We start from the raw sequence: 18903 nt of genomic DNA on the forward strand, positions 1-18903 counted from the left end.
ATCACTCTCCAGCCGGTTTCTGAAGTTTTATTTCGGTATTTTGAAGAACAAGTTCTCCCATGAGGTTTTCTAATTCTTCTTCAACAATCACGCTATTGGCGTTGATCTGGGCCACAATTCCTGAATTCAAGCCGATATAAGTGCCCTTTCTAATGATGTAGCCTTTGCCGCTGCTATCTTCCACAAGTGCCCTATTTCCGGATGAAGCCCGAATAATGGCGACTAATTTAAGCTGATTGAGGCCAATTCTTTCCAATGGCGTTTGGGCTATGCGCTTCTTTTTTTTCTTTTTGTCAACCTGGTCAGAAGCGGCTGCTTCACTATCCTCATCCTTTGCAAAAATGGGGATAAACGGGTTCAGCCGTTCCGCGGGATCGTAGATGCGGGTGAGCGCACTTGATTCTTTATCGTCGACTTCGGTTTTTTCAACGGAGGCCTCTGCCTTGGCTTCATCGCTTTTCGGTTCCGCCTGGATCGGATTCTGAACCGAAATTTTCTTGCTGACGACCTGCGCTTTGGATTGCTCCTTTTGATCATCACAGTTCAAGAGAAAGCACGAAATCAGCAGAAAAACAGCTACACTGGCAGATAATGGTCTGAATTGCATTCGCATGGCTTTACCGCTTCTTTTTCCTGGTCGACTTTTGAGGAGGTGTGTCGGGAGCTTCAATGAATTTATAAGTGACCGCCGTGCATGTTGTCGTCATGTCCGTTGGTTGCTTGCCCGGCGTCATGTTGATATCCCTGATGTTTACAATCCGGTTCAACTCGGCCACACTTTCGAAAAATGTCGCCACGCCGTGATAATCCCCAGTGACTTTAATGGCCACAGGTATCTCGGCGTAAAAATCTTTTTTAACTTCAGGCTTGGGCTGAAACAGAACAAAATTGAGGCCCGAGTCTTTGCCGGCCTTGGAAATGCCGGTCAGCAGGGTCGGGATTTCTTCATTTTCAGGCAACGCCCGCATTACGATTTTGAATTGTTCTTCGGCGTCCTGCATTTTTTTCCTGTATTCATTCAGCTGTCGGGCGTTTTTTTTGGCGACTTCCAACTCTTTTTCGATTTTTGACAGATTCGTGTTGAGTTTGTCGATTTGTTTGAATTTCGGCAGATATGAAAAGTAGACGAAAGCACCGATCAGCAGTATCAGTACGCCAGCCCAGATAGCCATCCGCTGAATTCTGGAAAGCTGTTCAAGCTTATCGAAAATCGGATTAACTTTTTCAATGGGAGCCGCTATGGCCTTCTTCATTTCCACAACACCTATTTAGTTTGTTTATCAAGGGGAGCTTTACGAAAACGGATATCAAACCTTTTAAGCTGCAGCCCCTTGACAGAAGCATCCTGGTTGATGGACAAAAGTTTGACATCCACATACTTCTGGGAGGATTCAATCCGCGTCATGTACTCTGCGATCGTCGGGTTGTCCAATGCGATACCGACGACTTTAACGTTGCCTGATTTTTCTTCCAACCCCGTGAGCCACATGCGTTTTTCAATCGCAAGTCTGGACATGTCATCCAGCAGTTCAACGGGCGCTTTTCTGGTGAGATCCAAGGATTTGATGACTTCAATTTTTTTATTCAGAACGTCCAGCTTTTTTTTGATATCCGCGATTTCCTGGTTGATTTTGTTGTACTTTTCAACCTGTGCCTTGGTCTCTGCGATTTGTTTGTCCAGCGTTTTGATCTTGCCGGACAACAGGTGGTTGAACCAGGCGGCAACAATCACAACAAGAACAAGTGACAACAGAAATATGGACACCTGTCTTCTTATGTTCTCTTTTTTCCGGGCGGCTCGAAATGGGAGTAAATTAATCCGTATCATTTATCATCAACTTTTCTCGTTGCCAATCCCATGCTGATTGAAGCCTGGGGGGCTATGCGTTTTAGGAATTCCACATCAAACCTGTTTTGATCGATATGCAAACCCTCAAAGGGATTGATGGTCGTCACTTCAGCAGAGGTTTCGACAGATAATAACTGCCTGAATTCTTTTATGTTACCTCCACCACCACTGAGGATTATCTTCTTAATCTGATCATCGGGGTAGGTTGAATAAAAGAAGTCCAGGGCACGCCTAATTTCTGTACACCAGTCCGACACGACGGAGGAAACAATGTCCGAAAGATCACCGGCAGTAATTTTTTCGGATTGGTCGCCGAACTTGATCTGCTCGGCCTCTTCGAGGGAACAGTCGATAAGGGATGCTATTTTCTGATTAATCTGGCCACAACCGAGGGAAACATCTCTCATGAAAACAGATTGTTTACCTTTAAGAATATTCAATGAAGTCTTGCTTGCACCAATATCGATAAGTGCCGTGTTTTCATTTTCGGCCGGCGTATAATTGAATTCATAAATGTTTTGAAGGGCAAACGCATCCACATCAATGATGCAGGGGTTGAGCCCGGCCATTTGGGCAAGGTTCACATAGTCGTTGACCATTTCCTTTTTTGCAGCAACCAGCAGTACATTCATCTGGTTGGGATTGCTTTCATTTTCACCCAGAATTTGAAAGTCCAGGTTTACATCTGAGATATCAAACGGGATGTATTGTTCCGCTTCAAAGCTGATGGTGTCCTGCAGTTGTTCTTCCGACATGGCCTGAACATTGATCTTTTTTACGATGACTGAGTAGCCGCCAACCGAGAGGGCAACGTTATGGCCTTTTATGCCATAGTTCTTAAACAACTGGCGGATGGTGTCCGAGACTTGTTCCGCATCTTTTATGGTGCCATCTTCAATCAGGCCCGGAGCGATGTCGATAATACCAAAACGTTCGAGGGTGCCGCCCTTTTTCGTCTCGGATATCTCAGCCGCTTTAATCGATCTGGATCCGATGTCAAGGCCAATTAGCCGGTCTTTTTTTCCAAAAAACATGGTTAGCTCTTCTATTCGCCAAAAATTTTTTTACTGTCCGAAAGGCTGTAACCAAGAGCCAGCAAAATTTTTCTTTTGGTTTCCAGCCGACACGGTTTTCCCTCTTCGATCCGCGTAATCGTTATGGGCGAGACATTCGCTTCCCTCGCCAGCTCCGACTTGCTCATCAAAAGGGACTCCCTAATTTCTTTTAATGCGTTCTTCACCATTTGAACCATCGTCTTATGGCAATCAAAAAAGTAATCACAAGGTTCGCTTTTCAATAAGGACTCTGGATTGCTGTTTGTCAGTTTGGAGACAATTGCTGACGCTCGATTCCGATTCAAGACCCAAAACATCTCTTTGTCAAGCAAAATTATACGACTTTTATGCATAATTTTGTTCACTTAAGCTATATTGTGGCTTCCTATAACTCATTACCCTTATCTTGAGCGCCGACGGGTTCGGTTTTTCCCCTAGCCGGCGTTGGCATGCGGACATGAACCCGTGCAGGGAAAATAGTTTATGGATATAGGCATTTAATTCACAGTGCATTGACAGGATACTCCGGTTTCTTTATATGCTCATAGGGTCTTGACTGACCATTTACTGTTCAATTCGGCATTAACCGGGAAAACTTTAGTACCATGTGGCCTCCCCCCCAAAAAAAACTATTGCCGCCCAATGCGCCTGGGTTACCGCATCGGATGCGTGTTCGATCACGCATATTTGCCCAGACCGACCTGAAATCTATGGCAGATAAGAAAATTTCATGAAACCCGCAAACATTTCAGAACGGGCCCAGCCCTTTCGTCTGGTAAAATATTTTACGTTTTCCAGCCTTGTTGTCATTCTAATCGGGACCATTACCCTTTCCGTGCTCAACACCCACTGGGTACGTTCCATGCAATACCAGGAAAGCGAAGACTATGCCTTGCTGCTTATCGAGAACCTGAACCATCAGGTTTTTTTGCAGTTTATTCTCCCGGTGGGGATAAAGTATGGAAAAATTGAACTGAGGAATCAGGAACAGTTTGAGAGAATGGACAGCGTTGTCCGCAGTACATTGCACAGTTTTAAAGTTGAAATGGTCAATATCTACAGCAAGAATGACATCATTGCATACAGTTTTTCACCTGAACTGGTGGGGCTTGAGAATATCGGAGGCAGCTTTTACAATAACGCATTAGCAGGCAAATCGTCTTCCAAGCTGGTCCAAAGCGGTTCATTCTGGGAAATCCTACTGGGGATTCCCAAAGAGATTAAAATCGTCACATTTGCTCCCTTGAGAGCCGAGAAACCGCTTTCCCCCCTCTCCGGTCCAGTTTTGGGCGTTGTCGAAATCAGGCAGGATCTGTCCAGTGATTACCAAAAAATTTTCAAGTTTCAGGTACTGGTGATCTGCACGATCAGCGTGGTCATGGGGATTCTGCTGGTGACCTTGATCTTTGTGGTCAAGCGGGGCGAGGACATCATCGAGAAACGGGCTCTTGAGCGAATACGGCTTAAAGATCAGTTGGCCAGGGCCAAGCATATGTCATCACTGGGGGAGATGGTAGCCGGTGTCTCCCATGAGATCAGAAATCCGCTCGGGATTATCAGCAGTTCTGCAGAATTGCTGAAAAAAAAGATGGACCCCCAGGACGCCTTGAATGCCATTGCCGATATCATCGTGGCGGAAGCCCGGCGGTTGAACAGTATTATTACTGATTTTTTAAATTTCGCGCGTCCCAAAACACCCAACCGGAGGCCCTGTCGAATTGATACTGTGATTGCTAAAAATATCCATTTCCTTGAATCGCAGATAAACAACAACGGATACGCTGTCAGAACCTATTTCGAGGATAACATTCCCTCGATTTTGGCTGATGGGGACATGCTCTACCAGGCGTTTCTCAATTTATTGATCAACGCGATGCAGGCCATGCCCCAGGGGGGTGTCATCGAAGTGACTGTTGAAACGGGTGATGGCTCTTTGTGGGTCTATATCGAGGATGAAGGTGAGGGCGTTTCCGCATCGGTCATGGAAAAGATCTGGGACCCATTTTTCACCACGAAAGAAAAAGGCACGGGGTTGGGGTTGGGAATCGTAAGGAACATTATCGAGTCCCACCACGGGTTGATTCGGATTGACAATCGACCCGGAAAAGGGGCCCGGGTTTCTGTCAAATTTCCGTTAAGTCAGGAGAATCTGTAATGGAAACAATCCTCATTGTTGACGATGAGAAGAATTACACGCTCATTCTTGCCGCCGTTCTTGAAGATGCTGGATTTGAGACGCTGGCTGCCAACAGCGGCCCGGAAGCGCTTGCTATTCTTTCTGAATCCGATGTTGATCTGGTGCTGACGGATATGAAAATGCCGGCCATGGACGGCATTGAGCTTCTTGAGTGCATCAAAAAAGAAGATGCGGATCTTCCGGTAATCATGATGACCGCCCACGGCACCGTCGAAAAAGCAGTGGAGGCCATGCAGAAAGGGGCCTATAGCTACATTCTCAAGCCCTTCGACAATGAACGGCTCGTTCTTTTTGCAACCAAGGCCGTTTCCATGTTCCGTGTGGTCAAGGAGAACCGCCAGCTCCGCAGTGCCGTGGAGAGCCGCTACAGCTTTCATAATATCATCGGCAAAAGCAAAGCCATGCAGGATGTCTTTCACCTTGTCCGGAAAGTCGCACCGGCTGCGGCAACGGTCCTCATCGAAGGCGCCAGCGGTACGGGAAAAGAACTGGTGGCCAATGCCTTGCATTTCAACAGCCCCAGAAAGGAGAAGCCATTTGTAGCGGTCAATTGTTCCGCACTGGTCGAATCTTTATTGGAGAGCGAATTGTTTGGCCATGAAAGAGGCGCCTTCACCGGGGCGGTTTCCATGAAAAAAGGGCGCTTTGAAATCGCAGACGGGGGGTCACTGTTTCTGGATGAGATCGGCGAACTCTCCGCGGGCCTGCAGGTTAAACTGCTTCGCGTGCTCCAGGAACGGGTGATCGAACGGGTAGGCGGGGTAAAGCCGATTCCTGTTAACATCCGTCTGATTGCAGCGACCAACAAATCCCTCAAGGCGGAGGTGGCCGATGGTAATTTCCGGGAAGACCTTTTTTACCGGCTTAACGTCGTCCCCATTACCCTGCCGCCGCTGCGCGAGCGGTTGGAGGATATCCGGCCCCTGGTGGGGCATTTCATCGCCAAATACAGTGGTGAGCGCAGTACAGGGCCGCCGGTGATCGGCATTGACCGGGAAGTGGAGCGGCTGTTTTACGAATACGACTGGCCGGGAAATGTCCGCGAACTTGAAAATGTCATCGAGCGGGCTGTGGTGATGAGTCCTGAGGAGATCATTCAGGTGTCTGATCTGCCAAAAGATTTCATCGACAATGCCCACAGCACCCTGCATATGGACGGCATTCCTGTGGATGCCAATCTATATGACACCCTGGCACTTGTTGAAAAAAACATGATCATCCGGGCCTTGAAAAAAGCCAACTACGTTCAGGCCCGCGCAGCTGATTTTTTAGGCATCGGCAAAAGTGGCTTAAATCAAAAAATAAAAAAATACAGGCTGTTTAACCGCTGACTGTTTCCTTTACCAGCTCGCTGTACAGGCTGTCAGGAAAATCGGCTAAAAGTTGTTTGTACATGCTGGTGCTTTTCGCTTTGTCGCCGCCGGCATCATAAAGCCAGGCCAGGTTGAAAAGCGCCCCGCTCTGCATGGTCTTGTCCTTGTCCGACGCGATCATTTCAAAATAACGAATTGCCTGATCGTAATCTTTTTTGAAAACATATGCGTGCCCAAGGCCGCTCAATATGAGGTTTTTCAACGCCGGAAACTGGGTGAAGTCATCCAGCGCCCTAGTGTACATGACAATGGCAGTGTCGACGTCACCGCCATGGTAGCAAATGTCCCCATATAGGATCCGCGCAATTTTTGCCGCGTTTTTGGAGCCATATCCATTAAAAATTGCATTAAAATCGGCCTTCACCCGGTCATAGGCCGTCTTGGGATCGGTGTCCTGAAGGGCTGCTGAATACATGTTGACCGCTTTTTCAACCAGCTCAGAGGCCCGATTTTCATTCCTTTCGGAAACCTGGCGCACCGTTGCCGCGGTGATCAAGAGCACGAGAACAACTCCCGTGCAGATCAGAATCATTTTGGCATTGGATCTTCCGAAGGCGATCAGTTTCCCTGAAAATGTAATAAACTGATCGGGTTCTTTCAAAAGCTGTTTGCGTGTCGATGTTCCTTTGGCCATTCTTCCTCCAGTTTTTCTTTGATTCGAATCCATCCATCGGCGGGGATATCGGCGCCGACCACCTGACATACCTCATAACCGCACGCCGAAGCAAGCCGGCCGCTTTCTGCATGGGCATAACCGTTCACCAGTCCGTAAAGGAAACCGGCTGCCCATAGATCTCCAGCGCCGGTGGTGTCAATGGCCGGTCTTGAACCCTGGGCCGGGATTCGGTACACGTCATTCCCCTGCCGGATGAAGCTTCCTTCGGCGCCGACTTTCAGCACGGCAAGATCTACATGCCGGGCCAGCCTGGCCAGTGCCTGGGTTTCGTTCCTAAACCCGGTATAGGCCAGGGCTTCGTCTTCATTGACGATGAGGAGGTCCACATATGCTTCGATAATATCATCGCGAATGAACTTGGATTGTTCTACAAGGGTGAAACTGGCCAGATCAAGAGAAATCTGTGCTCCGGCGACGCTTGCGGATTTAAGTGCGGCCGACATTAACTCAGGGTTAAACAGCAGATAGCCCTCCATGTGGACCACCGCACTGTCTCTAAAACATTCTGGGGTAATCTCTTCCGGCTGTGTATCTGCCGATGCTCCCAGGTAGGTGAGCATGGTGCGTTGGGCATCGGGAGTGATGATCGAAAGCACACGACCGGTGGGCAGGTTGGATGTCATCAAAAAGGGTTCCACGCCCCGTTCAACCAGGGCGGTCTGGAAAAAACGTCCGGTGCCGTCATTGCCCCGCTTGCCGACAAAGCGTGCCTGGCCCCCCAGCTGGCCGATGCCCACAGCCGTATTGCATGCCGATCCGCCCGGTACCACGAATGGTTCCGTAGACACCTGGTTGAGTACGGTTTCCAGGGTGGGCATATCCACGAGGGTCATGCCGCCCTTTTTAACGCCGATGCGACGTACAAAATCATCGCTTTCGTAAACCAATATATCCACAAGCGCGGAACCCAGCCCAACGATCCTCGTTTTAGCAGGTTGCAGCTTCAAGCCGACTCCTTAACCACCGATGCCCCTACCAGACCAGGGAGCGATGAATCCAGCCCTTGTCCCCATCCGCGTGGACAACATGCAGCCAGTCGCCTTTTTCTTCCAGCACCTTGAAAGGCACACCCTTGTCCACGGTAAACTGGATATCGTTTTCGGTTCCCGGCCCCGAACGGACATTGCAGTTGTCGTTTTTTACAATCACCGTTTTTATGTCGGCGATAAGGGAGCTGTGAATCCATCCGCGATCGCCTTCGAAATCCTCGAACAGATACCAGCTGCCCTGCTTCTGGAGCACATTCAGGGGATGATATTGTTCCACCTGCCAGATGACGGTGTCACTCGTATCCGGACCGGTGCGTACGTTGGCGATGTCGGTCTTCACACTCATCCGTTCCGCCTGCAAATTATCTGCGCCGGCGATCACAAGGATCATCGCCAGAAAAATAGGGATTGATTTTTGCATTCAGTCTTTAAGTACGGGCTATGGCTTACACGGGTTGACCTGAACCAGAAGCTTCTGGGCCATGCCGCGTCCGAGTACGATTCGTTTGTAGTCCACACCGATAACCAACTGTCCCTGTCCTGAGTTGGTGATCACCTCCACCTGGTCACCGATCCGAAGGCCCATGGCCATCATGTGTGCCCGCGCCGTTGGGCCGCCGTCCAGTCGGGCGATTACCAGACGCTCCCCTTTGGGTGCTTCCGAAAGAGGGAGCAATTCCTGACGCTGCGACATGCATGGGGCGCAGATTCCATACATCTCCATTTTGTGCTGGAGCAGATGGAATCCATGGCGCGCGGCAGCCTGTATCTGAAGCGACTCAAGCTGGGGGTCTTCAAATTCCACGATCTTTCCGCACTTGGTACAGACCATGTGGTCATGGTGCTGGCCCAGGTGTCGGTGTTCATAAAGAATATCCCCATTTCCGAACTGCTGTTTGCTGGCGAACCCATACTGGCACATCAATTTCAACGTGTCACGGACAAATTCCGGATCCATTTGGTGACCCGATGCGTTAAGCCGTTCGATCATCTGATCCGAGGACACATGACCATCGGTCTGCATGAAGACTTCCATGACTTTGAACCGGTCTTCAAAGTTCGTGAGCTGATCCTGTTTGAAGAGCTTGCAGAACTGTTCTTTTTCCCGCTTGTGCAGTGTCTGATACATGGGTTGACCTTAACGAGACGAAGAAGAAAAACCCGTCGACCTAAAGAAGGTAGGCCGGCCTCATGCCGGCCCGGGGATGGTGTAGGTGGTGCACGAACCCGAACTGCAGGTCCGTGTCTGCGTACCGGCGCTGGCGTCGGCCGATCGGCCGACGCCGGAGCCGGTGACCACATGGCTGGTAGTGGAGAGAATTCGTTCCAGGTTGCCGGATCCGCACTGGGAACAGGCCATTTCCAACTCCTCTTGCTTGTTCAGCACCAGCAGCTCCATGTATGCTTCACAGTCCAGGCATTTGAATTCGAATATAGGCATCTTATCTCCTTATGGAAAAATTGGTTTAAAACTGACCATCATCTTTTGATTGTCAAGCATCAAAGCCGCTTGGTCATGAGGCCATCAGGCTCCGGGCATGTTCCAGGGCGGTTTGGGTAATGGTTTCCCCCCCCAGCATGCGGGCGAGTTCTTTGATTCGTTCTTCCTGATCCATTGGCCTGATTGTTGTGGTGGTTCGGCCGCCTTTAACCTGCTTTTCAATTTGGTAGTGATGGTCCCCGAAACGGGCGATTTGCGGCAGATGGGTGATGCAGATAAGCTGGTGTTTTTTGGAGAGCGCCGCCAGTTTTTTCCCAACCCCATCGGCCACCGCACCGCCGATACCTGCATCCACTTCGTCAAAAATCACCGTTCCCACGGCATCGGTTGCCGCCAGCATGGCCTTGAGCGCCAGTACCACCCGGGAAAGTTCACCGCCTGAGGCGATGGAGGCAAGCGGTTTTAAGGATTCTCCCACGTTGGGAGCAATCATGAATGCCGCCTGATCCAAACCCGTGTCCGACAAAAGGCTGCCATCCACACAGAGCCAAGGGGATACCTGCTTGTTGCAGGTTTGCGCGGAAAGACTGAGTTGGAACCGCGTGCCGGCCATCTTCAGACTTTCCAGTTCCTTTTCAACGCAGGCGGCAAAGTCCGTGGCCACACGTTCCCGCTTTTCAGACAGATGCCGGGACAAGTCTGCCAGTTGATTGTAGTTGTCTTGCAACTGTGCTTCGGTGTGCTGAATGTCGTCGTCCAGGCTGCCAATGGCTGCAAGCTCCGCTTGAATGGCTGCACGCTTTTGGAAAAGCGCATCAAGGGACCCACCGTATTTTCGTTTCAACCGGTTGATCTGATCCAAGCGGGCATCAACCGATTCAAGCCGGCCTGCTTCGGTGTCCAGGGACCCCAGATAGGTGCGCAACATTTCGGCCACATCTTCGAGGCCGAAAAGGTGATCTGAGAGCCGCTGTACGCCAGTGTTCAGCCCCTCGTCCAGAGCGGCTGCCTTTTCAAGGTTTTTTCGCATTTCACCCAGCTGCTCCAAAATGGCCCCGTCGGCCCCTTGAAGTGCGTCGATGGCGGAAAAAACGGACCGTTGCAGCGACTCGGCATGCTTGAGCCGCAAGCGTTCTTTCTCAAGGGACTTGTCCTCATCGGTAAGGATGTGTGCATCGTCAATTTCGGCTGCCTGGAAACAAAGCAGGTCCATCTCTCTGCGCTGGTTGTTTTTTTTCTCCTTCAAGGTCTGAAGCGCCTGGGACAGGGGCGCCACTTTGCCATAGAGGCATGCCACCCGGCTAACCATGGGCAAAAGACCGCCAAAACGGTCCAGAATGGCCAGATGCGTCTCCTCCCGGAGCAAGCCCTGGTGGGCATGCTGCCCGGAGATGCTGGCCAGGTCTGCAGTGATGGATGCCAGCATCTGTATGGTTGCCATGCGGTCATTGATATAGATGCGATGGCGATCGTTGCCGGTAATGACCCTGCGCACCAGCAGGCCCTCTTTGGGATCGTAGCCGTTTTCGGTCATCAATTTTGCGGCAGTGGATGTTTCGGGCACATCGAACCATGCAGACAGTTCGGCAACGTCATAACCATCCCGGATCATCTTGGCGCTTGCCCGTGAACCTAAAAGCAGGTTCACGGCATTGATAATAATGGATTTGCCGGCGCCGGTCTCACCGCTTAGAATGGTCAGCCCAGCTTCAAAACGGATATTCAGATCGTCGATAATGGCAAAATTCTTTATTAGCAGCTCTTTGAGCATGGCCCTCTCCAACAACGGGTCTCAGGGTTTCGGCGGGTACGCCGGCCCAACTTTTTCATGCTGCGACCCTTGCTTGGCGATTGTCCCGTTGATCCCCGCCATCATAAAAAAGGAGTCAGGGGGAATCAAGCATTATCGTAAAGGGTGCCCCGCGATCAACGCCGGGTGGTGTCGTCGGCAATTTATTCCGGATAGCCTGTGATTTGGCGGATTTTTTCATAAAGCGGCTTGAGCCGGCGATACATCCGCTTGTACACCTGGCGATAAAGCTGGTCGTAAAGCCGTTGATTGGCGGGGTCCGGTTCGAAGTGGGCTCCGGGGCGGGTCATGGCACCCATGGCAGTTTCAAAATCAGGATGGATACCCAGCCCGACGGCCGTACCAATGGCGGCCCCCAGACCCGATGTTTCGTACAGGTGGGGCCGGGTTGCCGGCAGGCCGAATACATCGGCCGTAAGCTGCATGGCCTGATCGCTCTGGCTGCCTCCACCGGAAACCCGCAGGCTTGAGATGGCTGTGTGGCTGCGCTGCTCGATGCGCTCCTTGCCCTCGCGCAAGGCATAGGCCAACCCTTCGATAATGGAGCGATACACATGGGCGCGGGTGTGTATATCCCCGAAGCCGATGATGGCGCCCTTGGCTTCGGGACCCGGCGTCCGGATGCCCGGTGTCCAGAAGGGCTGAAGCATGAGCCCCATGGAACCGGGAGGAATGTCCTTGATCAGGCGCTCGAATAGATCTTCGGCGGTCACACCGGTTTTTTTGGCGGCCTCCTGCTCCGGGAACCCGAACTCTTCCTTGAACCAATTGACCATCCAGAATCCGCGGTACACTTGCACCTCGACCGTATAGCTTCCGGGAACGGCACTGGGATAGGCAGGCAGCAGCGGGATGGGCTCGATATAACGGTTGTGGGTGACGTTGATGGTAGCCGTGGTGCCGTAGCTCAGGCATCCCACCGACGGGTCGATACTGCCGGAGCCGATGACTTCGCAGGCCTTGTCGGCCGCAGCGGCAATCACCGGCAGGCCGGCGGGAATTTCAGTTTCTCGGGAGGCTTGGCTGCTCACCACCCCGAGAGGCTGACCCGGTGTTAACAGCTGTGGAAGCTGATCCGGATCCACTGGCACGCAGCGCCACTTCCAGTCCCAGGATCGTGCCCAGCGCAGTCGTTTGTAATCAAAGGGCAGATAACCCACCTGACTGCCTATGGAATCCTTGTATTCGCCGGTCAGACGGAAGTTCAGATATCCGGACAAGAACAGGTATTTGTGGGTTTGCGCCCAGATTGCCGGCTGGTTGATGCGGATCCAGTTGGCCTCCGCCTCGGATTGGAAATAAGCCAGGGTGCCGGCAAGGCCGGTGACCTTGAACAGCAGCCCCCACAGGCCTCCCAAGGGCGGCAGATCATAGCACTTGCGCTGGTCCAGCCACAGGATGGCAGGCCGCAAAGGACGGCCGTTCTTGTCCACGTTGACTACCGTTCCCCGCTGGGTGGTCAAGGCCACACCGGCGATGCGTGCTTTGTCGATTCCGGATGTCATGAAAATTTTTCGGCATGCCTGGCATAAGGCGTTCCAGAATACGCGGGGATCCTGTTCGGCCCAACCGGGTTGGACCGAAAAATACGGGGTGAACAATATCTGTTCCCGGGCGACCATATTCCCGTTGGGATCAAAAACCAGAGCTTTTAGACTCTGGGTGCCATTGTCGATGGAAAGCAGCAGTTCTCGTTCAGCCATATTTCGCAATTTCAGGCGTTGCCCCCGCGGGCCGACTTACGGAAAACACCGGCGCCGTTTACACCACCGCAGCAAAGATCTCAAATATGGTGGAAAAATCATTTCGAATCAAGCGATATAAGGGATTGCCCGATTTTTCGGCAGTGAAACGCCCAAGCCGTCGGTCAAAATCCGCCCAGGCATCGACATGAGCGGCGAGTTTTCCGGCATTCTCAATGAATGCGCACCGATAGTTTGGTTTTTTTTCGGGTTGAAGTTTAAAAGTGAAGTGCTATACTCAGCATAGCGCAACGGATATCTCAAGCTGAGAAACCAGCGCTGAAATACGGACCTGATTGTACGCTCACACCATGCGGTGGCCCTTTCCATTGCGTCCGAGTCCGGTACAGGTGATGCACCCGGTTCCGGGTCATGTCGATTGCCGTCAGCAATGCTTTTCCACTCCTTATTCTCTTCTGATGGCGGACCTGCAAACCGATCGTAACCGACTCGTTCTCAACCTCCTGTTGCGGTTGAAACAACACGGGCACCGCCGCTAAACAGTTTGCATATCTCCTGCACCGGTCAACCAAAAGTTAGGGGGGACACCATGGTAAAGAGGAACACATCGGCGCTTCACCAGCATCTGATCGAGGTCAAGGAGGGAAAACGCTGTTTTGAAAACGCCTTTCAGGGTGTGGCCAGGATGATTTTGGACAGCGATATCGAAAAGGTGGTGGTTAACGGAAAAACGACCTATGATTTCAGTATTTTCAGGACTGGGAAAAAGCACATCATCGGTATGTACGATGAAATCAACAGCTTTGTCTCCTTCGTCAAGGATGCCGCAGAAAATGGCTCCTCCAAAGAAATGGCTTTTGTTCTGGTAGGGGAACCGGGTAATGGCAAGACGTTTCTGGTTGATTTTGTCTGCAATAAATACCGGGAGTTTTTGTCCCAGGCGTCCAATCGCAAATATTCCTTTCGATTTACCGGCCTGGACCAAATAGGTGGGTACGGCAAAATCACGACCATCGAATCCCAAACTTATGAAGACCCGATGATTCTGGGGATGAATATCACCGACGAGCCGGACAAGAGTCGTGATTTTTTGTCCCAGGAGATCGGATTTTCGGATAACGAAATTGAAACCCTATGGCGGGATTTCCGCCCGCTGGGGGCCTGCAGCGCGTTCATTTGGAACAGCATCAGAAACTTCGCCAATGGCGAGCTGGCCCGGATGCTCGAGTTCATCCAGATCATTCCGGTTCCCATGACCGAAAGCCTGGGTACTGTCACCGGCAAATATGCGGCCAAGGACAAAATCACCTCGTCGGCGGTGGATCTATTGGGTGAAGAGTCCATTCAACGGCTGCTGCACATCACGGAGACCAACAATCCTTACCGCTTCGATCTGCGGCGCGGGGCCCTGGCGCGGGTGGCTGGCGGCGGTGTTCATTTTTCCGATGAAATCTTCAAAAACAAAAAAGACCTGGTCCAAGTGTACCTGGGGGTCATTCAAAACCGCAACATCGAAATAGACGGTTACAAGTGGCCCATCGACACCCTGATCATCGCCACCAGCAACAACTCCGAGTTCAACCGTTTTCTGGCGGAAAAGGAAGAGGCCCCCATCGTTGACCGCTGCCGCATCTGCTACGTCTCGCACAACACCAACTACAAGCTGCAGAAAGATCTTACCAGTTATGCCATCGGCAACGAGACGCGCACCACCTTGGACCGTGAATACCTGCACCAGGATCCCAACCTGAACCACGCCGCCTCCGTGGCGGTGGTGCTTACCCGGCTGGCCCGGTCAGAAAAGCTGACCCCCATCGAGACCATGAAACTGGCCGCCGGCGAGGTAGCGGGAGAAAAGAGCATCAAGACCCTCGCGGAGGTCATCGATACCCTCAATCAGGACCCGGACATCACCAAGCGGTTCGGCCAGAAGGGACTCGGCCAGCGCAACCTGGGGCGGGCCATTCAGTTGCTTATTGAGAGTTCGGAAACCAACGAGGGCCGGTGCATGTTTGCCTACGACATTTTCAAGGCCGCCGAACGCATCATTCTCGATTATGTGACCGACGCCAATGACCGGGCCAAATATCTGGAGGACTTGAAATTTGCCAAGGGGCTCTATCGAGAGCGGATCATGACGGAGATGTTCAACGCCTACATGGACGAACCCCTGGCAATCCGCAAGGATGTGATGAGCTATGTCAACATGATCATCGGCATTGATGCTGAAAACCTGGGACCGGACAAGATGTGGAAGTATAAGGACCCGCAGACGGGTGAACTGCGGGCCTTGAAGATCGACGAACGCTACATCAAAAGTGTGGAGGAACGGCTGGGACTGAAAACATCGGAACAGCGGGAGACCTTCCGCACATCGATTCGCAAGATATACGGCCAGAAGATTTCCGTGCATCCGGACTACGACTTCATGGACAACCTGGAACTGGTCAAGGCGGTAACCGACGTGCGGTTGAAGTCGGATATCGCCGGTGCCGGCAGCCTCATCGGGGCGCTGGCCAACCGAACCAACGAGGAGAACCAGAAACTCTACGACCGCATGGTCGACACCATGCTCAACAAGTTGGGGTACTGCCAGACCTGTGCGCAAAAGACCATTGAATATTTTTGCACCCAGGAGGATGAAAATTAATCAAAGTGAAACGACCGATGAGCCAAGATCTTGAAAAAATATATCATGCTTTGAAAAGTGCCGGTCTGTCACCTGAGCGGCAAGACAAAATTCTTCGGGAGCTTAATGACGACCGAACGCATGGCATGCCGATCCTCGGCGGGGGCATGGCGGTGGTCACCACCGATGAAGGCGAGATCCGTCTGCTCAACCTGTACGATTACCACGACCTGATGACCCTGCAGGCCATGGCCCCGCCCCGGGGATCCTACGCCAGCCATATCCGTTCCATCGACGAGCTGCTGGAAAAGGATCGCCAGCGGGAAAAGGACGGCTTCCCACGCAAGATCCGGGTGGGCAAGATGATCAAGCCCGGCAAGGCCGGCAAGGGCAAGGTGGTGGTGGTGCCCACCACCGTGGAAGAGAAATTCATCCACGACCCCAACTTCGCCCAACGGGAGGAGGATCAAGGCCAGGGAGGCAGCGGTGATGGTGAAGAAGGTGAAGTCATCGGTGAACAGCCGGTAAGAGAACCGGATCAGGCTGGCGCCGGGGGGCCGGGTCAAGGAGAGGGCGGCCAGCACGAAATGGAGTCATCGGCCTACGACCTGGGAAAAATTCTTACCGAACAGTTCGAACTGCCCAATCTGCAAGACAAAGGCAAGAAGCGCTCCCTGACCCGTTATACTTACGACATGACCGACCGTAACCGCGGCTCCGGCCAGATACTGGACAAAAAGGCGACTCTGCGGGAGATCATCGCAACCAATATTCATCTGGGCAACATCCCCGACATAGACGATATCGACCCATCCGGGTTCATCATCTCGCCCAGGGACAGGGTTTACCGGATCCTGTCCAGGGAAAAGGATTTCGAATCCCAAGCGGTCGTTTTCTTTCTGCGGGACTATTCCGGCTCCATGGCCGGGAAAGCCACCGAACTGGTGGTCACCCAGCATGTGTTGATCTACAGTTGGCTGCTCTACCAATATGCGAATCAGGTTGATTCCCGCTTCATCCTCCACGACACCGAAGCCAAAGAGGTGGAGGATTTTTATACCTATTACAACTCGAAGGTGGCCGGTGGAACCCAGGTCTTTTCCGCCTACGAGATGGTTAACCGGATCGTTAAAGCGGAAAACCTGGCGGCAGACTATAATATTTACATTTTTCACGGAACCGACGGTGATGACTGGGACACGGAGGGTAAAAAGGCCATCCCGGCGCTGAAAGAAATGCTGAATTATGCCAGCCGCGTGGGAGTGACCATCGCGGAACATGTCGGCAGCTCCCAGAGCAAAACGGAAGTGGAAAGGTACCTTGAAAAATCGGGACTGCTTGAGAAATTCCCCAAACTTGTTCGAATGGACGTGATCAATGCCAGCGCGGATGAGCCCCGGCTGATAGAGGGGATCAAACGGTTGATCGCCTAGCTCGAGGGCGGAAACGGCAAAACCAATGCAACTGATCGACCAGCATACGAAAACCATCATGGAGGGCTGCAAGTTGCGGGCCCGTGACGCCGGTCTGCGGTTCAAGGACGAAAGTCTTGAATATATCGTCACCAACCGCGACCTTATTGAACTCTCCCCTAAAGTGATGATCCCCACGCTTTACGATTACTGGGTCCATGATGTGGAGGTGCTCAAGGAGAAGGGCAAATATGAACTCTACCCGGGCAATCCATACGAAACAGTCATCAACACCCGCCCGGCGATCTCCTTCTACAACGACAACAATCCGGACTGGCTTAACGTGATGATTTTCTATCATGTCATCGGCCACATCGATTTTTTTCAAAACAACCTCTATTTCAGGCATACCTGGGACTATGATTTTAACGGCGAGGCACTTTCCGACAAGCGGGCCATCGCCAAGCTTCGTTCCGAGCGGGGCCGCTGGGTGGACTATGTGATCGAGTTTACCCGTGGAATCGACAACCTGGTGGGTTTCCATGGACTGTTATCCAAAATCTTTTCAGCACCGCACTCCGGCATTTCAGAAAGGGCGGATTTTTATTTTGACGTCTACCTGCAGGATATCGTCAAAACCAATATCAGTAAATACATCAAGGAATTGGAACGCTACAACCAACGTGTAAAGGCAGACCCAATGCTAGGGGAGCAAGCCTTCTTTTCACGGATCGAGCAGCGCTATCCTGAATTTGCAACCCTGTTCAAAAAGCACCGGGAAACCAAAAAACGACAACCCCGGGATCTGCTGGAGTTTATCATGGCAAATTCCAGGAGGCTTCGCCGGGAGGAGAACCAGTGGATGCTGATGGTGATCCAGATCATTCGCAAAACAGCCCTGTTTTTTCAGCCTCAGATCCGCACCAAGATCATGAACGAGGGCTGGGCATCTTATTGGCACGAAACGCTCTATATGCAGGATGATCGCATCCAGGGCCACGAAGTGGATTTTGCCCGGGTCAATGCCGGGGTCACGGCCATGCCCCGGGTGGGGCTGAATCCCTATGCACTGGGGATGCGCTTGTTCTACTTTCTGGAAGATATGGCTGAAAAGGGAAAAATATCCTGGCGATACCAACACCTGGCCGATGCCGGACAGCGAAAAGATTACAACGCCAATACCGGGAAAGGCAGGGATTTCATTTTCAACGTGCGTGAAAATTTTTCGGACTTCACCTTTATCCACAGTTTTGTTGATCAGGACTTTGTCAGCGCCAACAAGCTTTTCGTTGCCGGTAAGCGGCTCAACCAACAAAAAATGGTTTGGGAATATTACGTTAAAAGCCGGAGTGCTGATGACTACCGGGACATGCTCATGGAATCCTTGTACCATCCGCCCCGCATTGTGGTGGATGAGGAAAAAACCAAAGCAGACGTCCTTTATCTGAACCACCGGTTTGAGGGCAAGCCCCTGGTGGCGGAGTATATCCCCAACACCATGCTGGGCATCGAATACCTGTGGGGTGGACCGGTGCAGCTGGAAACCACGGAGGTGGCTGCGACGCAGCAGATACCAAGAATGCCAGCCCCGCCCGGGTTGCCGACGCCGCAGACCGATGCACCCCAACCCCAGGCAATCAAATGGCAGCGGGTGCTCTACACCATGAAGGACCGGAAGCTAAGCAGGGATGTCCTCTAAATACAATGACCGGCGCCGAACCATTGATGAACTCGCAGTGACGAGGAATGCAGCCTAACGCGGATGCCAG

The 18903-nt window shown here is 51.9% G+C and carries 17 protein-coding genes and 1 pseudogene; 5 read left to right on the forward strand and 13 right to left on the reverse strand.

Annotated elements, in window-relative coordinates; genetic code table 11:
- Position 1 precedes the first annotated feature (1 nt).
- The 5 genes from R6V78_RS07845 to R6V78_RS07865 are packed head-to-tail and all read right to left on the reverse strand — an operon-like array spanning position 2 to position 3257.
- Positions 2–613 (reverse strand): pilus assembly protein PilP, encoded by a 612-nt coding sequence (locus R6V78_RS07845; protein WP_410288787.1) that lies wholly within the window; start codon positions 611–613, stop codon positions 2–4.
- A gap of 4 nt (positions 614–617) precedes the next feature.
- Positions 618–1253: a type 4a pilus biogenesis protein PilO gene (locus R6V78_RS07850; protein ID WP_410288788.1), complete on the reverse strand. Its 636-nt coding sequence runs from the start codon at positions 1251–1253 to the stop codon at positions 618–620.
- An 11-nt stretch (positions 1254–1264) separates the two neighbouring features.
- Positions 1265–1765 (reverse strand): PilN domain-containing protein, encoded by a 501-nt coding sequence (locus R6V78_RS07855; RefSeq protein ID WP_410288789.1) that lies wholly within the window; start codon positions 1763–1765, stop codon positions 1265–1267.
- A gap of 59 nt (positions 1766–1824) precedes the next feature.
- A complete protein-coding gene (gene pilM / locus R6V78_RS07860) occupies positions 1825–2883 on the reverse strand; it encodes a type IV pilus assembly protein PilM (RefSeq protein ID WP_410288790.1) in 1059 nt (352 codons plus the stop codon).
- Between the two features lie 11 nt (positions 2884–2894).
- The gene (locus tag R6V78_RS07865) at positions 2895–3257 is read right to left on the reverse strand and encodes a helix-turn-helix transcriptional regulator (RefSeq protein WP_410288791.1); all 363 of its coding nucleotides are present in this window, start codon (positions 3255–3257) and stop codon (positions 2895–2897) included.
- 377 nt (positions 3258–3634) lie between these two features.
- Here R6V78_RS07865 and R6V78_RS07870 point away from each other — a divergent pair, with 377 nt between their 5' ends.
- Together R6V78_RS07870 and R6V78_RS07875 are read left to right on the forward strand one after the other, a co-directional pair.
- Positions 3635–5059 (forward strand): two-component system sensor histidine kinase NtrB, encoded by a 1425-nt coding sequence (locus R6V78_RS07870; protein ID WP_410288792.1) that lies wholly within the window; start codon positions 3635–3637, stop codon positions 5057–5059.
- Positions 5059–6432: a sigma-54-dependent transcriptional regulator gene (locus R6V78_RS07875; RefSeq protein ID WP_410288793.1), complete on the forward strand. Its 1374-nt coding sequence runs from the start codon at positions 5059–5061 to the stop codon at positions 6430–6432. Before R6V78_RS07870 ends, R6V78_RS07875 begins: the two co-directional genes overlap by 1 nt.
- Here the strand turns inward: R6V78_RS07875 and R6V78_RS07880 are convergent.
- The 8 genes and pseudogenes from R6V78_RS07880 to R6V78_RS07915 form a co-directional block, all read right to left on the reverse strand.
- A complete protein-coding gene (locus R6V78_RS07880) occupies positions 6422–7108 on the reverse strand; it encodes a tetratricopeptide repeat protein (protein ID WP_410288794.1) in 687 nt (228 codons plus the stop codon). The two genes, R6V78_RS07875 and R6V78_RS07880, sit on opposite strands and share 11 nt — an antisense overlap.
- Positions 7072–8097, reverse strand: coding sequence for an adenosine kinase (locus R6V78_RS07885; protein ID WP_410288795.1), 1026 nt, complete (start codon positions 8095–8097; stop codon positions 7072–7074). Before R6V78_RS07885 ends, R6V78_RS07880 begins: the two co-directional genes overlap by 37 nt.
- A 25-nt stretch (positions 8098–8122) precedes the next feature.
- Entirely contained in the window at positions 8123–8485 is a 363-nt protein-coding gene (locus R6V78_RS07890; protein WP_410288796.1) for an SH3 domain-containing protein, read from the reverse strand.
- A gap of 93 nt (positions 8486–8578) precedes the next feature.
- Positions 8579–9268: a transcriptional repressor gene (locus R6V78_RS07895; RefSeq protein WP_410288797.1), complete on the reverse strand. Its 690-nt coding sequence runs from the start codon at positions 9266–9268 to the stop codon at positions 8579–8581.
- A 60-nt stretch (positions 9269–9328) separates the two neighbouring features.
- The gene (locus R6V78_RS07900; protein ID WP_410288798.1) at positions 9329–9580 is read right to left on the reverse strand and encodes an FmdB family zinc ribbon protein; all 252 of its coding nucleotides are present in this window, start codon (positions 9578–9580) and stop codon (positions 9329–9331) included.
- 73 nt (positions 9581–9653) lie between these two features.
- A complete protein-coding gene (gene recN, locus R6V78_RS07905) occupies positions 9654–11351 on the reverse strand; it encodes a DNA repair protein RecN (RefSeq protein WP_410288799.1) in 1698 nt (565 codons plus the stop codon).
- Positions 11352–11533: 182 nt separating this feature from the next.
- Complete coding sequence (locus R6V78_RS07910; protein ID WP_410288800.1) at positions 11534–13093, reverse strand: FGGY-family carbohydrate kinase; 1560 nt, start codon at positions 13091–13093, stop codon at positions 11534–11536.
- Between the two features lie 58 nt (positions 13094–13151).
- Positions 13152–13322: pseudogene (locus tag R6V78_RS07915) on the reverse strand (hypothetical protein); the annotation flags it as partial.
- Positions 13323–13682: 360 nt separating this feature from the next.
- On the opposite strand from R6V78_RS07915, the gene R6V78_RS07920 reads away from it, so the two are divergent.
- Genes R6V78_RS07920 through R6V78_RS07930 form a run of 3 tightly spaced genes read left to right on the forward strand, consistent with a single transcriptional unit; the run spans position 13683 to position 18833 of the window.
- Positions 13683–15743 (forward strand): serine protein kinase PrkA, encoded by a 2061-nt coding sequence (locus R6V78_RS07920; protein WP_410288801.1) that lies wholly within the window; start codon positions 13683–13685, stop codon positions 15741–15743.
- A gap of 17 nt (positions 15744–15760) precedes the next feature.
- Positions 15761–17155: a DUF444 family protein gene (locus R6V78_RS07925; protein ID WP_410288802.1), complete on the forward strand. Its 1395-nt coding sequence runs from the start codon at positions 15761–15763 to the stop codon at positions 17153–17155.
- Between the two features lie 25 nt (positions 17156–17180).
- Positions 17181–18833, forward strand: a complete 1653-nt coding sequence (locus R6V78_RS07930) for a SpoVR family protein (RefSeq protein ID WP_410288803.1) — start codon at positions 17181–17183, stop codon at positions 18831–18833.
- Positions 18834–18903 lie beyond the last annotated feature (70 nt).

This window comes from Desulfosarcina sp. (genome assembly GCF_046496365.1).
Lineage (GTDB): Bacteria > Desulfobacterota > Desulfobacteria > Desulfobacterales > Desulfosarcinaceae > Desulfosarcina.

Bases quoted from the DNA above. Each gene is read 5' to 3' on its own strand.
- R6V78_RS07845 (WP_410288787.1), bottom strand. From the start codon at position 613: ATGCGAATGCAATTCAGACCATTATCTGCCAGTGTAGCTGTTTTTCTG.
- R6V78_RS07850 (WP_410288788.1), bottom strand. From the start codon at position 1,253: ATGAAGAAGGCCATAGCGGCTCCCATTGAAAAAGTTAATCCGATTTTC.
- pilM (WP_410288790.1), bottom strand. From the start codon at position 2,883: ATGTTTTTTGGAAAAAAAGACCGGCTAATTGGCCTTGACATCGGATCC.
- R6V78_RS07865 (WP_410288791.1), bottom strand. From the start codon at position 3,257: ATGCATAAAAGTCGTATAATTTTGCTTGACAAAGAGATGTTTTGGGTC.
- R6V78_RS07870 (WP_410288792.1), top strand. From the start codon at position 3,635: ATGAAACCCGCAAACATTTCAGAACGGGCCCAGCCCTTTCGTCTGGTA.
- R6V78_RS07875 (WP_410288793.1), top strand. From the start codon at position 5,059: ATGGAAACAATCCTCATTGTTGACGATGAGAAGAATTACACGCTCATT.
- R6V78_RS07880 (WP_410288794.1), bottom strand. From the start codon at position 7,108: ATGGCCAAAGGAACATCGACACGCAAACAGCTTTTGAAAGAACCCGAT.
- R6V78_RS07890 (WP_410288796.1), bottom strand. From the start codon at position 8,485: ATGAGTGTGAAGACCGACATCGCCAACGTACGCACCGGTCCGGATACG.
- R6V78_RS07895 (WP_410288797.1), bottom strand. From the start codon at position 9,268: ATGTATCAGACACTGCACAAGCGGGAAAAAGAACAGTTCTGCAAGCTC.
- R6V78_RS07900 (WP_410288798.1), bottom strand. From the start codon at position 9,580: ATGCCTATATTCGAATTCAAATGCCTGGACTGTGAAGCATACATGGAG.
- recN (WP_410288799.1), bottom strand. From the start codon at position 11,351: ATGCTCAAAGAGCTGCTAATAAAGAATTTTGCCATTATCGACGATCTG.
- R6V78_RS07910 (WP_410288800.1), bottom strand. From the start codon at position 13,093: ATGGCTGAACGAGAACTGCTGCTTTCCATCGACAATGGCACCCAGAGT.
- R6V78_RS07920 (WP_410288801.1), top strand. From the start codon at position 13,683: ATGGTAAAGAGGAACACATCGGCGCTTCACCAGCATCTGATCGAGGTC.
- R6V78_RS07925 (WP_410288802.1), top strand. From the start codon at position 15,761: ATGAGCCAAGATCTTGAAAAAATATATCATGCTTTGAAAAGTGCCGGT.
- R6V78_RS07930 (WP_410288803.1), top strand. From the start codon at position 17,181: ATGCAACTGATCGACCAGCATACGAAAACCATCATGGAGGGCTGCAAG.